We start from the raw sequence: 14,199 nt of genomic DNA, 5'->3' as shown, positions 1-14,199 counted from the left end.
GTCAGGCGTTCCAGCCGCGATGCAGCGCGACGATGCCCCCCGCGTGGTCCTGCCACTCCACGTCCTGCCATCCCGCCTCGGACATCAGGGCGGCGAGGCCCGGCTGGTCCGGCCAGGCGAGGATGGATTCGGCCAGATAGCCGTAGGCCACGGGGTTGCTCGACAGCTTGGCGATGGTGGGCAGAGCCGCCACCAGATAGTTGGTGTAGACGTGCCGGAACACCGGGTTCCGTGGCGTGGAGAACTCCGCTATCACCAGCCGGCCTCCGGGCCTGGTCACCCGTCGCATCTCGACGAGGGCATCCAGGGTGCGCTCCACGTTGCGAAGTCCGTAGGAGATGGTCACGGCGTCGAAGGTGTGATCCGCGAAGGGCAACGCCAACGCGTCCCCCGCCACGAAATCCAGGTGGGGCTGCTGCAGCCGGCCCTGGGTGAGCATGCCCAGCGAGATGTCCGAGGCCACCACGTAGGCCCCGGCCTCCGCGAGCACTGCTGACGACGTGCCGGTGCCGGCGGCCAGGTCCAGGATCCGCTGCCCGGGCCGGGGGGCGATGGCCGCGACCGTGGCGCGGCGCCAGGCGTGCACCTGGCCGAGACTCAGGACGGAGTTGAACAGGTCGTAGCGCTTGGCTACGCCGTCGAACATGGCGGCCACCTCTCCGCGCCGCTTCTCCATCGTGGCTCGCTGATTCTGCATTGCTGCAGCCTAGTGTCCTGCGCCAGGAGTTCGTTGATGGGTGACGGTGTTCCAGGGGATGGATCGCAAGGCCGACGAGCGAAGTAGCACTTGGTCGTTCGTCGAGTGAGGAGAACGCGGCGAGGCGCCTCTGGGGGGCCGTCAATCGCAGCGAACTCCTGGTGCAGGACACTCGTGGTCATCCCCGACAGCCCGCCCGGTCCCACGGCATGCTTGAGCTGTGACCGACCCGAGCCCGCGGGGGACCCGCCTCGTCCTGGTCCACGGGTCGATGTCCTCCTCGGTGCAGTGGGCCGACTATCCGGCGCTGCTGCCCGAGTTCGACGTGGTGGCTGTGGATCTACCGGGTCACGGGTCGCGGAGGGCCGAACCCTTCTCGACGCCCGCCGCGCTGGCCGCCATCTCGCTCGCGGCGGGGGATCGGCCAGTGGTGCTGGTGGGCCACAGCCTCGGCGGCTACCTCGCTGGCCTGGCCGCCGCCGGGATGGGGGAACGCGTCGTCGGCCTGGTCCTCATCGGGGCCACCGGCAACCCGAGGGGGAGAGTGGCCGGGCCGTACCGGGGCTTCGCCTGGCTGACCCGGCGCGTGAGCCACCGCCGCCTCAGCCGGATGCGCGTGGCCGTGGCGCGCCGCCTCGGGGTGCGGGAGGGTCTGCTCCCTGGTGACGCGTCGTACGCGGACCTGCCCGCGATCTGGCGGGCCGTGGCCGACGACTGTCCCCCTCGGATCCTGCGGGGGCTCTCCTGCCCGGTCCTGTTCATCAACGGGCGCTACGACCAGATGCGCATCGACGAGCGGCGCTACCTGAGCGTCGTGCACCGGGGCGAGCTGGCGATCGTTCCGGGCGCCACGCACTTTTCGCCGCTCACCCACGCCCCGGTGGTCGCGGACCTGATCAGGTCTTTCGTCGCCCGTCTGTGACACCCGCCCCAGCGAGCGGGGGGTGCCGATGTGCCCCCTCCTTCGTTGATGGGTCACAATGGCCAGCGTGGCTAAGAAAGACGTCGTACTCCAGGTAGACAACCTCAAGAAGGCCTATGGGCCCGTGACCATCATCGAGCACTTCAGCATGAAGGTGCACGCGGGCGAGGCGGTCGCGCTGACCGGCCGCAACGGCGCGGGCAAGTCGACCGTGCTGCGCTGCCTCGTCGGCGCGGACAGGCCGGACGAGGGCACCGTCACCGTCAACGGCACGAAGGTGACCGAGACCAACCCGGTGATCCGGCGCGCCCTCGCCACCGTCATCGACGACCTGGACTTCTTCCCGGACCTCAGCGTCGTCGAGCACCTGGACCTGCTCGCCCGCGCGCACGGGCTGCACGACCCTGACGCCCTCGTCGACGAGGTGCTCGAAGAGGTGCAGCTGGTGCCGCAGGCCGGGCAGCTGCCCAGCACCCTGTCGTCTGGTCAGCGCCGCCGCCTCGCCTTGGCCACCGCGTTCGTGAGGCCGCGCCAGCTGCTCGTGCTCGACGAGCCGGAGCAGCGCCTCGACGTCGAGGGTGTGAAGTGGCTCGGCGAGCGCCTGAAGGCCGAGCTGGCCGGCGGCCTGGCGATCGTGCTGGCCAGCCACGAACCGTCTCTGCTTGAGGCCATCGGGGCGCGCGAACTCCGCCTGGAGGGCGCCCGATGATGGACCAGAGGCTGACGGAGGTCGGCGTCGTCGACGAAAAGCAGCTCAAGCTGCTGATGCGGGACTGGCGCAGGGGACGCGCGGATCGCAATCTGTGGCAGGCGCTCTCCGACGGCTACGTCACGGTGTTCTCGATCGTGCTGATCGGCGCCATGCTCGTCTCCTCCATCCTTCAGGCCCAACAGACCGCCTCGGTGTGTGTGACCGACGGGTGCCTCGCCGCGCGCGGCCTGCTCCCGTGGGCCTCGGTGGCGGGGGTGCTGGCGTTCACGCTGGTGGTGGCCAGGCTGTTCGGGCCCGTGGTGGCCTCGGCGGCCGAGGGATTCTGGCTGATGGACGGACCCACGGACCGCCGCCGGCTCCTGCTGGGTCGCCTGGTCGGGGCCATCGCCGCCGCGGCTGTCGCGGGTGCTGTCGCGGGGGCGCTCATCGCGTCCCTGACCGGATCGGGCATCGCCGAGATCGGGATCTGGGCGCTGGCCGGTGGGCTCGGCGCGGCCGGGCTGATCGCGTTCGCCGCCGCCGAGCAGGGGCTGGACAGGCATTGGATCGTCACCGGTGTGCAGTGGATCATCGGCGCCGCGGCCATCGGCACCATGGTGCTGCTCGTCAGCGGCGCGGCGGGCTGGGTCAGCCTCGGCGGCCTCACCGAGCTGGCAGTCGAGCTGGCCTACATCATCGCGGGCGTCGGTCTGCTCCTCATCGTGGTGGCGGGGGCGCTCGCCGCCAAGCGGCTGCGCAACATCCGGCGGCAGCGCCTCACCTCAGGCGGGTCGCTGCTCAGCGGCCTCCAGGGCGCGGCGTTCGCGCTGGAGTTCGCGCTCATCCGCGACATCCTCGTCGAGGCGAAGTCCAAGAAGCGGGGCCACGTGCGCCCCACCCGCGGAGTCGGCTCCGGCCTCACCGCGTTGGTGATGCGCGACGTCCAGCGGCTGTGGCGCCAACCGATGCCGCTGATCACGCTGATCGCGACCATGGTGATCCCCTACGCGGTCCAGGCGCTCGGCCTCGCCATGCTCAACCCGCCGGTCTCGGCGCTGGTGCTGCTGGCCGCGCTCGTGCCGTTCATGAACGGGCTGCGGGTGCTCACCCGCACCAAGGGCCTGCAGCGCTGCTTCCCGTTCGATCCCGGCCAGATCAAGCAGGCCTCCATGATCGTCCCGGCGGTGCTGGCGCTGCTGTGGACCATCGGCGTCTTCCCGGCGTTCCTCGGGGTGGCCGGGGGAGTGGAGTCGGACCCGGTGACGGCCGCGTCGTCGGCCCTGGTCACCGGCATCGCCGGACTGCTGGCCGCGGTGCGGTGGGTCTCGGCCAAGCCGGCCGACTACTCGGGCCCCATCGTGGCCACCGGCATCGGGGCGATGCCCCCGGGGCTGCTGTTCTCATTGGTCCGGGGGGTGGACATCGTCGTTCTGGTGACGCTGCCCATCGTCTTCAACTGGCCCGTGTGGATCTCGCTGATCATCGCCCTGATCGCCTTCTTCCTGCTCCGTTCCGGCCTCGACCGGGACGCGATGATGGAGCAGCAGGCCGAGCAGAAGAGGCTCCTCGACGAGGAGAAGGCCCGACGCAGCGGTGGCACGGCACCCGGAAAGCAGAAGATCCAGGTCCAGCGGAAGCGCTGATGGGGCGGCCTCAGGCGAGGCCGAGGGCCTGCAGCATCGGGATGAACTTCGCCCCGGTCTCCTCCAGCTCGGCCTCCGGCGAGGAGTCCGCGACAATCCCGGCGCCGGCGAACAGCTGGATCTCCTCCGGGCTCTCGGCCCGGACCTGACCGCCGCGAAGCGCGATGGCCCACTCACCGTCGCCTTGGGTGTCCACCCAGCCCGCCGGCCCGGCGTAGCGGCCGCGGTCCAACGACTCGAGCTCGCTGATGATGTCCAGGGCCAGGTGCGTGGGCGTGCCGCAGACGGCCGCGCTGGGGTGCAGCGCGGCCGCCAGCGTCAGCGCGCTGGCCGGCATGCTCACCACGCCGGTGATGTCGGTGGAGAGGTGGAGCACGTTGGGCAGCTTGAGGACCGACGGCGACTCGGGCACGTTCATCGCCTGGCAGTAGGGCGCCAGAGCCGAGGCCACGGACTCGACGGCGAACTCGTGCTCCGAGATGTCCTTCTGTGAACGGGCCAGCTCGGCCGCCTTCGCCAGGGGATCGGTGCCCTCGGCGTCCCGCCAGACGGTTCCGGCCAGGACCCGCGAGGTGACCAGCCCGCCATGGCGGCGGAGCAGCAGCTCAGGGGTGGCCCCGACCATGCCGTCGACGAGGTACGCCCAGGTCATCGGGTACCGGGCCATCAACTCGCCGAGGATGTGGCGGAGATCCAGGGGTGCGTCCGCGCGGACACGCAGGTCCCGGGCCAGCACCACCTTGTGCACCTCGTTGCGGCGGATCAGTTCCACCACCTCGCCGACGATGTCGGTCCAGACGCGCTCGCTCATCGACCCGCCCACCAGGTCGACGCCCGTGGGACGCGAGGTGGGTTCTCCGACGGGGGGGAGAGAGGTGGTCCGGTGAGACTCGCCGAGGCGGGTCATCCAGGCCGTGCCTCCGCGGCGCCCGACGATCACCTCGGGCACGATCAGCGCCGATCGGTCCTCGGACCGGTCCGGGTCGAACGTGAAGCTGCCCACCGCCAGGGGACCCGTGCCGAACTCACCGGGCATCTCGGAATCGTGATCGATCTGGCTGGAGATCTCGTCCCACCAGACGTCGGCGGCCTCGAGCGTGTCCGTCTCGAAGCGGGCCACCTCGCCGAGGGCGACGAACCCTTCGCCGCGGCGCACGAAGGCGAAGCCAGGCGCCGACTCCGGCAGGAACCGCTCGAGCGGGCCAGGGTCTGCGATGGCGACAGTTGTCGCGCGCATCCTCGCGCTGCCGAAGTCCAGAATCACCTTCGCGAGCATAGCCGCGCACTGGGCACGAGGCCACCCGGCAACGCGGTTCGACGCGATGGCGCGGCCGATAAACGCCCGGCTAGGGGCGATGGATTACGCAACGTAGTAGTGGTGTAAATGGAAGCAGAGCGCCTTGTCATGCGCGGTTGGCCTGTTCCCGGTCGGTTGGCCGAAATCTCGGGGCACCCCCTAGACTGACCACGAGATCCGCCGCCGATGACAGGAGTCACGCATGTCGTTCGCCAAGCCTGATGGCGCGGCGCCCGCCGATACCCCCACCGAGTCAGACGTCATCGTCGTTGGCGCCGGGCCGGGAGGATCGTCGACGGCCGCGTACCTGGCACGGCACGGACTGACCGTGACGCTCCTCGAGAAGTCGCACTTCCCGCGCGAGAAGGTCTGTGGTGACGGCCTCACCCCGCGCGCCACCCGGGCCCTGACCCGGATCGGGATCGACACCTCCGAGGCGAACGGCTGGCTGCACAACAAGGGCCTGCGCGTCTACGGCGGCCGCACCGAGCCCTTCGAGCTGGCCTGGCCGGACCTCACTGACTTCCCGCCCTACGGGCTGGTCCGTCCCCGCTCTGACTTCGACGACATGCTCGCGCGCCACGCCGTCGCGCAGGGGGCCACCCTCATCGAGGGCGCCAACGTCGACGGCGCCGTGCTCGACGACCGCACCGGCCGCATCACGGGCGTCACCACCAAGGACGGGCGCTCCTTCAGCGCCCCCTACGTGGTCGCGGCCGACGGAAACTCCTCCCGCCTCGCGGTTTCGATGGGCGTCACGAAGCGCGACGACCGCCCCATGGGCGTGGCCGTGCGCACCTACTACACGTCGCCGCGCACCCACGACGACTACCTGGAGTCCTGGCTGGAGCTGTGGGACGGCAAGCCGCACGCCTCCACCCTGATGCCCGGTTACGGCTGGGTGTTCGGCATGGGCGACGGGACGTGCAACGTGGGCCTCGGAGTGCTCAACACGTCCAAGAGCTTCGGGCACACGGACTACCGCGCGCTCCTCAAGACGTGGCTGGACAACACGCCGGAGGAGTGGGGATTCAGGGACCAGAACATGGTGGGGAAGGTGCAGGGCGCCGCCCTGCCCATGGCGTTCAACCGCCAGCCCCACTACGGCCGGGGTCTCGTGCTGGTCGGTGATGCCGGCGGCATGGTCAACCCCTTCAACGGCGAGGGCATCGCCTACGCGATGGAGTCCGCCGAGATGGCCGCCTCAGCCCTTGCTGAGGCGTTTTCGCGCGGGGCCGGCACAAGGTCGGCGGAGAAGGCCATGCAGGCCTACCCCGCGGAATTGAAGGCGAGCCTGGGTGGCTACTATCGCCTCGGCACCATCTTCGTGAAGCTCATCGGTGACCCGCGGATCATGCACCTGTGCACCAAGTACGGGTTGCCCCGCAAGACCCTGATGCGCTTCGTGATGAAGCTGCTCGCCAACCTCACCGACTCGCATGGCGGTGATGCCATGGACCGCATCATCAACGGGCTGTGCAAGGCCGCGCCCTCGGCCTGACCGGAAGGAAGTAGCACGGATATGAATTACTACATCCCGATCGTGGGCATGGTGGTCCTGGCCACCGCCTTCGTCGTGATCTCGATGTCGCTCAGCCTCGTCGTCGGCCCCCGGCGCTACAACCGGGCCAAGTACGACAGCTACGAGTGCGGCATCCAGCCCACCCCGCAGCCCGTGGGCGGCGGCCGATTCCCGGTCAAGTACTACATCACCGCGATGCTGTTCATCATCTTCGACATCGAGGTGGTGTTCCTCTTCCCGTGGGCCGTGGCCTACCGGCAGTTGGGGACCTTCGCCGTCGTCGAGATGATCGTCTTCATCGTCACCGTCTTCATCGCGTACTTCTATGTCCTGCGCCGCAACGGCCTTGACTGGGACTGAGGGGAAATCTCACCATGGGTATCGAAGATAAGCTCCCCAGCGGCATCCTGCTGACCACCGTCGAGGGCGTGTTCGGCTGGCTCCGCAAGGCCTCCTTCTGGCCGGCGACGATGGGCCTGGCCTGCTGCGCCATCGAGATGATGGCCTACGGCACCCCGCGCTACGACGCGGGCAGGTGGGGCCAGGAGGTGTTCCGCGCCTCCCCGAGGCAGGCGGACCTGATGATCGTCTCCGGCCGCGTGTCCCAGAAGATGGCTCCCGTGGTGCGCCAGGTCTACGACCAGATGCCCAACCCGAAGTGGGTCATCTCGATGGGCGCCTGCGCCTCCTCGGGCGGCATGTTCAACAACTACGCCGTCGTCCAGGGCTGCGACCACTTCCTCCCCGTGGACATGTACATCCCCGGCTGCCCGCCCCGCCCGGACATGCTCATCGAGGCCATGTTCAAGCTGCGCGAGAAGGTCCAGAACCGGCCCATCGGCCCCAACGAGGTGACCGCCATCGAAGAGGCGGAGCAGGCAGCGCTGGTGGCCCCCGCCAAGGTCGAGATGAAGGGACTCATGCGATGAGCGAGACCCAGCCCGAGCAGAACCTGCCGGCCGAGGCCGCCGCCCCCACGTCCCAGCCCGTGTTCGCCAGGCAGGAGGGCATGTGGTCCCGCGGGTCCGGTGACACCTCCGGCTACGGTGGCATGGTCCGCGACCTCGCCATGCCCGGGATCTCTGAGGGCCCCTTCGGGGAGCCCTTCGACACCATCCAGAGCCGCGCCCTCGCAGTTCTGCCGGGGCTGGCGGACGCCCGCTTCCTGTTCGATCGCGGCGAGCTGACCATCTACGTGCCCCGCGAGCAGCTCCTCGACGTCGTGCGCCAGTTCCGCGACGACGCCCACCTGCGCTTCGAGGTGTGCGTGTCGGTCTCCGGCGTGCACTACCCGCAGCAGAAGGGCGCCGAACTCCACGCCGTCTACCACCTGTTGAGCTACACGCACAACCGTCGCGTGCGTCTCGAGGTGACCTGCCCGGAGGAGGATCCGCACATCCCCTCGGTGGTGGCCACGTACCCGATGACGGACTACCACGAACGCGAGACCTGGGACATGTTCGGGATCGTCTTCGACGGGCACCCGTCGCTGACCCGCATCCTGATGCCCGACGACTGGCAGGGCCACCCGCAGCGCAAGGACTACCCCCTCGGCGGCGTCGACGTCGAGTACAAGGGCGCCAAGGTTCCCTCTCCCGATAACCGGAGGAAGTACTCCTGATGAGCACGCACGCAGCCACCGAAGACGTCTTCGCCGGGTCGACGGAGGAGAAGACGGACCGCGTCTACCTGGCGCAGGGCGGCGACTGGGCAGATATCGCCTCCGAGCAGGCCGAGCGCGGCGACGAGACCATCGTCGTCAACATGGGCCCGCAGCACCCGTCGACACACGGTGTGCTCCGCCTCCTCCTCGAGATGGACGGCGAGACGGTCACCTCCATCCGGCCAGGGATCGGCTTCCTGCACACCGGCATCGAGAAGAACATGGAGTACAAAACGTGGACCCAGGGCGTGACCTACGTCACGCGCATGGACTACGTCGCGCCCCTGTTCAACGAGGCCGTCTACTGCCTGGCGGTCGAGCGGCTGCTCGGCATCACCGACGACGTGCCTGAGCGGGCCACCATCATCCGGGTCCTGGTCATGGAGCTCAACCGGATCGCCTCCCATCTGGTGGCCATGGGCACCGGCGGCATGGAGATCGGCGCCCTGACCGTCATGACGGTGGCCTTCCGCGAGCGCGAGATGATCCTCGACTTCCTCGAGGGGCTCTCCGGCCTGCGGATGAACCACGCCTACATCCGCCCCGGCGGCGTCGCCAACGACCTCCCGGAGGACGGCCTCAGCCACCTCCGCACCGTCATCGACTGGCTGAAGAAGCACCTGCCCGAGTACGCCATCTTCTGCAACGAGAACCCCATCTTCATCGGGCGCCTCTCCGGCGTCGGCGTGATGGACCTCACCGCCGCCACCATGATGGGGATGTCCGGGCCGCCGCTGCGCTCCACCGGGTACGACTTCGACCTGCGCAAGACCCAGCCCTACTGCGGCTACGAGACCTACGACTTCGACACCGTCACGTGGGACTCCAACGACGCCTACGGACGCTTCCGGATCCGCCTTCAGGAGTGCTGGGAGTCGCTGAAGATCGTTGAGCAGTGCTTCGAGCGCCTCGAGCGCACCCAGGGTCAGCCCGTGATGGTGGCCGACACGAAGATCGCCTGGCCGGCGCAGCTCTCCGTGGGCGCGGACGGACAGGGCAACTCCAACGAGCACATCAAGCACATCATGGGCGAGTCCATGGAGGCGCTGATCCACCACTTCAAGATCGTCACCGAGGGTTTCAAGGTGCCGGTCGGCCAGGTGTACGAGGCCATCGAGTCCCCGAAGGGCGAGCTGGCCTGTCACATCGTCTCCGACGGCGGCACCCGCCCCTACCGGGTCCACTTCCGCGACCCCGGCTTCAACCACCTGCAGTCCATTCCCGCCATGTGTGAGGGCGGCATGATGTCCGATGTCGTCGTCGCGATCGCCAGCCTCGACCCCGTCCTTGGAGGTGTGGACCGATGAGCGGCCACTTTGCCAGCAACTTCCCCGAGTCCGGCTCGGTGGACTACTCGGATCAGTCGACCAACATCGACGACACCACGATCGACGAGCTCCGCGAGCTCGCCGGCCGCTACCCGCAGCCGCGTTCAGCGCTGCTGCCGATGCTGCACCTGGTCCAGTCGGTCGACGGCCGGGTCAGCCCCCGCGGCATCGAGGTCTGCGCGGACGTCCTCGGCATCACCACCGCCCAGGTCTCCGGCGTCGCCACCTTCTACACCATGTACAAGCGGCGCCCCGCAGGCAGGCACCACGTGGGGGTCTGCACCACCGCGCTGTGCGCCGTCATGGGCGGCGACGCCCTCCTCGACCGCGCCAAGAAGCGCCTCGGCATCGACGAGAACCAGACCACCCCGGACGGTCAGGTCTCGCTCGAGCGGCTCGAGTGCAACGCGGCCTGCGACTTCGCGCCGGTGGCGATGGTCAACTGGGAGTTCTTCGACAATATGGACCCCGCGAAGCTCGACGAACTGCTCGACGCCCTGATGTCCGGCGAGGAGGTCGTCTCGCCGCGCGGCGCCACGCTCACCTCGTGGCGTGAGGCCGAGCGCGTGCTGGCCGGCTTCCCCGACGGCCGCGCCGACGAAGGGCCCTCCGCAGGCCCCGCATCGCTGCTGGGCCGCGAGATCGCCCGCGAGAACAACTGGACCGCGCCGTCGGCCCCCACCAGGCCGGCCGCTCAGAAGCCGGAGGCCGCCAAGTGACCGATCTGCTGACCCCGGTCCTGTCCAACCACTGGGGCGAGGACAACTCCTGGAAGCTCTCGCGCTACGAGGCCACCGGCGGCTACCGCGCGCTTCGCAAGGCACTGGCCATGCAGCCCGCGGACGTGGTGAGCCTCGTCAAGGAGTCCAACCTGCGGGGCCGCGGCGGCGCAGGCTTCCCCACCGGCATGAAGTGGTCCTTCGTGCCGCAGGACAACCCCAATCCGAAGTACCTCGTGGTCAACGCCGACGAGTCCGAGCCCGGCACCTGCAAGGACATGCCGCTCATGCTCGCCACCCCCCACACCCTCGTCGAGGGCGTGATCATCTCCTCCTACGCCATCAACGGGCACACCGCGTTCATCTACTGTCGCGGGGAGGTGCTGCACGTGATCCGGAGGCTCCAGCAGGCGGTCCGGGAGGCCTATACGGCCGGCTACCTGGGCAAGAACATCCTGGGCACCGGATACGACCTGGACATCATCGTCCACGCCGGCGCCGGCGCCTACATCTGCGGCGAGGAGACGGCGCTGCTGGATTCCCTCGAGGGTCGTCGCGGCCAGCCCCGGCTGCGCCCCCCGTTCCCCGCCGTCGCCGGCCTCTACGCCTCGCCGACGGTGATCAACAACGTCGAGTCCATCGCCTCGGTGCCCGCGATCCTCGCCAACGGCGCGGACTGGTTCAAGGCCATGGGATCCGAGAAGTCCAGCGGCTTCACCCTCTACTCGCTGTCCGGACACGTGGCCCGGCCCGGCCAGTTCGAGGCCCCGATGGGTATCACGATGCGCCAGCTCCTGGAGTTGTCGGGCGGCATCCGTGCCGGACACGAGCTGAAGTTCTTCACTCCGGGCGGTTCCTCGACGCCGATCCTGACCGCCGAACACCTCGACGTCCCCCTGGACTACGAGGGGATGGCCGGGGCCGGCACGATGCTGGGCACCAAGGCCCTGCAGGTCTTCGACGACACCACCTCCATCGTGCGCACCACGCTGCGCTTCGTCGAGTTCTACAAGCACGAGTCCTGCGGCAAGTGCACCCCCTGCCGCGAGGGCTCCTGGTGGCTGGTGCAGATGCTGATGAGGTTCGAGGCCGGCACCGCCCAGGAGGGCGATGTGGACAAGATGCTCGACATCTGTGACAACATCGGCGGGCGCTCGTTCTGCGCCCTCGCCGACGGCGCAGTGGCCTGCGTCACCAGCGCCGTGAAGCACTTCAGGTCTGAGTTCGAGCTGGGCTATCACACCCCGGCCCAGGAGCTGTTCCCCTACGAGAAGAGCGCGCTGTTCGCCGTGGAAGGAGACCTCTCATGAGCGTCGACACGAAGACGACGACCGGCGAGGAGCTCGCGCCGAAGCCGGAGCAGGTCACGCTGACCATCGACGGCACGCAGGTGAGCGTCCCCAAGGGCACCCTCATCATCCGGGCCGCCGAGATGATCGGCACCGCCATCCCGCGGTTCTGCGACCACCCACTGCTGGACCCGGTGGGCGCCTGCCGCCAGTGCATGGTGGACATCCCCGACGCCGGCAACGGCCGGGGGTTCCCCAAGCCGCAGGCCTCCTGCACCATGCCGGTGGCCGAGGGCATGAAGGTCAACACCCAGGTCACCTCGCCGGTCGCCAAGAAGGCGCAGGTGGGCATGCTGGAGCTCCTGCTCATCAACCACCCGCTGGACTGCCCCATCTGTGACAAGGGCGGGGAGTGCCCGCTGCAGAACCAGGCGCTCTCGCACGGCCCGGGGGAGAGCCGCTTCCGCGAGCTGAAGCGCACCTTCCCCAAGCCGGTGAGCATCTCCGCGCAGATCCTGCTGGACCGCGAGCGCTGCGTGCTGTGCGCACGCTGCACCCGCTTCTCGGAGCAGATCTCCGGTGATCCGTTCATCGCCTTGGTGGAGCGCGGCGCCCTCCAGCAGATCGGCACCTACGAGCAGGATCCCTACGACTCCTACTTCTCGGGCAACGTGGTGCAGATCTGCCCCGTCGGGGCCCTCACCTCCGCGGCCTACCGCTTCCAGGCCCGCCCCTTCGACCTGGTGTCGACGACGGTGACCTGCGAACACTGCGCCTCCGGCTGTGAGTTGCGTGCGGATCAGCGCCACCACCAGGTCAAGCGTCGCCTCGCCTCGGAAAACCCGGAGATCAACGAGGAGTGGAGCTGCGACAAGGGCCGCTTCGGCTTCATGTATGGCCGCGGCGATGACCGGATCACGCACCCCCTCGTGCGCCGCGACGGCGTGCTGCGGCCCGCCTCGTGGCCAGAGGCCATCGACGCAGCCGTTGACGGGCTGACGGCCGCAGGCGCCTCCGTCGGCGTCCAGACCGGCGGCCGGCTCACCGTCGAGAACGCCTACGGGTATGCCAAGTTCGCGCGCGCCGTCCTGGGCACCAACAGCGTGGACTTCCGCTCGCGTCCCGCGTCCTCGGAGGAGGCCGAGTTCCTCGCCGCCCGCGTGGCCGGGCAGCACCTCACACAGTCGGTCACCTACTCCGATCTGGAGAGCGCGTCCCACGTGGTGCTCGTCAGCTTCGAACCCGAGGACGAGTCGCCCATCGTGTTCCTCCGCCTCCGCAAGGCGGTCCGGAAGAACCGGCTCAAGGTCACCACGCTGGCGCCCTTCGCGTCGCGGGGCTCCGAGAAGCTCGCCGCCACCGTCGTCCCCGTCGCCCCGGGCGGCGAGGTCGCGGCTCTGGGCGGGCTCACCGATCTCAATGCCGGCACGGTGATCCTGGTGGGTGAGCGCGCCGGAACACTCCCAGGCCTGCTCAGCGCTGTCGCGGCCAAGGCTGACGCCACGGGCGCCCGCCTCGCGTGGATCCCACGCCGAGCCGGCGACATCGGCGCGATCGAGGCCGGCTGCCTCCCCGGGCTGCTGCCCGGGGGACGCCCGGTCAGCGACGCCGCGGCCCGGGTGGACGTCGCGTCCCACTGGGGCCTGCCGTCGCTGCCTTCGGAGACCGGCCTGTCCGCCGATGAGCAGTTCTCCGCCGCCGCGGACGGGACCCTCGCGGCGCTGGTCGTGGCCGGTGTTGACCCCTCAGACCTCGCCGATCCCGCAGCCGCCCTCAACGGGCTGGAGAAGGCGGGCTTCGTGGTGAGCATCGAGCAGCGCATGTCGCCGGTCACCGAGCGGGCGGACGTGGTGTTCCCCGCGGCCCTCCTGGAGGAGCAGTCCGGCCACTTCCTCAACTGGGAGCACCGCCACGGCCGCGTGAAGGTGGTCAACAAGAACCTCACCTCGCCGATGACGGACCTTCGGATCCTCGCCGCCCTCGCGGACGCGCTCGGATCCAACCTCGGCTTCCGAGCCTCGAAGCAGGCCTACGCGGACATGGCTGAGCTGGGCACCTGGGAGGGTCAGCGGGCGATGGCACCCACCACTCGTGCTGCCGCACCCTCCGCGCCCGGCCTCCTCCTGGCCGGGTGGCGCGAATTGCTGGACGCCTCGCAGGGCAACGACTTCGAGCTGGCTCTGCGCGCCACGGCCCGCCCTGCGGTCGCCCGCGTCTCCGCCGCCACCGCCGAGCGCCTCGGCGTCGGCGAGGTGGCCACCGTCGAAGCCGGGGGAGTGTCCGTCGTCCTTCCGGTCGAGGTCACCCCGGACATGGCCGACGACGTGGTGTGGGTTCCCCTGAACCCGAACAGCGCCGAACGCCTCCCCGTGACGCCCGGCGCACCCGTCCGTGTGACGGCCGTCTCAGTGGATGAAGGAGTCTGAGC

At 69.4% G+C, this 14,199-nt stretch carries 13 protein-coding genes; 11 read left to right on the top strand and 2 right to left on the bottom strand.

Features of this window, described 5'->3' with window-relative positions; genetic code table 11:
• Position 1: 1 nt before the first annotated feature.
• Positions 2 to 697, bottom strand: coding sequence for a demethylmenaquinone methyltransferase (locus H5398_RS12220; RefSeq protein ID WP_182782312.1), 696 nt, complete (start codon positions 695 to 697; stop codon positions 2 to 4).
• Between the two features lie 220 nt (positions 698 to 917).
• Between H5398_RS12220 and H5398_RS12215 the strand changes: the two genes are divergently transcribed.
• The 3 genes from H5398_RS12215 to H5398_RS12205 are packed head-to-tail and all read left to right on the top strand — an operon-like array spanning position 918 to position 3,953.
• The gene (locus H5398_RS12215) at positions 918 to 1,619 is read left to right on the top strand and encodes an alpha/beta fold hydrolase (RefSeq protein WP_182800161.1); all 702 of its coding nucleotides are present in this window, start codon (positions 918 to 920) and stop codon (positions 1,617 to 1,619) included.
• 58 nt (positions 1,620 to 1,677) lie between these two features.
• Positions 1,678 to 2,328: an ABC transporter ATP-binding protein gene (locus H5398_RS12210; protein ID WP_182782314.1), complete on the top strand. Its 651-nt coding sequence runs from the start codon at positions 1,678 to 1,680 to the stop codon at positions 2,326 to 2,328.
• Positions 2,325 to 3,953 carry a DUF6297 family protein gene (locus H5398_RS12205; RefSeq protein WP_182782315.1) on the top strand — a complete coding sequence of 543 codons (1,629 nt, stop codon included), beginning with the start codon at positions 2,325 to 2,327 and terminating at the stop codon, positions 3,951 to 3,953. The genes H5398_RS12210 and H5398_RS12205 overlap by 4 nt, the downstream gene beginning before the upstream one ends.
• 10 nt (positions 3,954 to 3,963) lie before the next feature.
• Here the strand turns inward: H5398_RS12205 and H5398_RS12200 are convergent, their stop codons facing one another.
• Complete coding sequence (locus tag H5398_RS12200) at positions 3,964 to 5,217, bottom strand: isochorismate synthase (RefSeq protein WP_182800160.1); 1,254 nt, start codon at positions 5,215 to 5,217, stop codon at positions 3,964 to 3,966.
• Positions 5,218 to 5,452: 235 nt separating this feature from the next.
• Between H5398_RS12200 and H5398_RS12195 the strand changes: the two genes are divergently transcribed.
• Genes H5398_RS12195 through H5398_RS12160 form a run of 8 tightly spaced genes read left to right on the top strand, consistent with a single transcriptional unit; the run spans position 5,453 to position 14,197 of the window.
• Positions 5,453 to 6,751 carry a geranylgeranyl reductase family protein gene (locus H5398_RS12195; RefSeq protein WP_182782317.1) on the top strand — a complete coding sequence of 433 codons (1,299 nt, stop codon included), beginning with the start codon at positions 5,453 to 5,455 and terminating at the stop codon, positions 6,749 to 6,751.
• Between the two features lie 21 nt (positions 6,752 to 6,772).
• Positions 6,773 to 7,132 (top strand): NADH-quinone oxidoreductase subunit A, encoded by a 360-nt coding sequence (locus tag H5398_RS12190; RefSeq protein WP_182782318.1) that lies wholly within the window; start codon positions 6,773 to 6,775, stop codon positions 7,130 to 7,132.
• Between the two features lie 14 nt (positions 7,133 to 7,146).
• The gene (locus tag H5398_RS12185; RefSeq protein ID WP_182782319.1) at positions 7,147 to 7,701 is read left to right on the top strand and encodes an NADH-quinone oxidoreductase subunit B family protein; all 555 of its coding nucleotides are present in this window, start codon (positions 7,147 to 7,149) and stop codon (positions 7,699 to 7,701) included.
• Entirely contained in the window at positions 7,698 to 8,393 is a 696-nt protein-coding gene (locus H5398_RS12180; RefSeq protein WP_182782320.1) for an NADH-quinone oxidoreductase subunit C, read from the top strand. Before H5398_RS12185 ends, H5398_RS12180 begins: the two co-directional genes overlap by 4 nt.
• Complete coding sequence (locus H5398_RS12175; protein ID WP_182782321.1) at positions 8,393 to 9,742, top strand: NADH-quinone oxidoreductase subunit D; 1,350 nt, start codon at positions 8,393 to 8,395, stop codon at positions 9,740 to 9,742. Before H5398_RS12180 ends, H5398_RS12175 begins: the two co-directional genes overlap by 1 nt.
• A complete protein-coding gene (gene nuoE, locus H5398_RS12170) occupies positions 9,739 to 10,482 on the top strand; it encodes an NADH-quinone oxidoreductase subunit NuoE (protein ID WP_182782322.1) in 744 nt (247 codons plus the stop codon). The genes H5398_RS12175 and nuoE overlap by 4 nt, the downstream gene beginning before the upstream one ends.
• Positions 10,479 to 11,792, top strand: a complete 1,314-nt coding sequence (gene nuoF, locus H5398_RS12165) for an NADH-quinone oxidoreductase subunit NuoF (protein ID WP_182782323.1) — start codon at positions 10,479 to 10,481, stop codon at positions 11,790 to 11,792. The genes nuoE and nuoF overlap by 4 nt, the downstream gene beginning before the upstream one ends.
• Positions 11,789 to 14,197: an NADH-quinone oxidoreductase subunit G gene (locus H5398_RS12160; RefSeq protein ID WP_182800159.1), complete on the top strand. Its 2,409-nt coding sequence runs from the start codon at positions 11,789 to 11,791 to the stop codon at positions 14,195 to 14,197. The genes nuoF and H5398_RS12160 overlap by 4 nt, the downstream gene beginning before the upstream one ends.
• Positions 14,198 to 14,199: the final 2 nt, after the last annotated feature.

Source organism: Tessaracoccus sp. MC1679 (assembly GCF_014164775.1).
Lineage (GTDB): Bacteria > Actinomycetota > Actinomycetes > Propionibacteriales > Propionibacteriaceae > Arachnia.
This window is presented reverse-complemented; position numbering and strand designations above follow the sequence as displayed.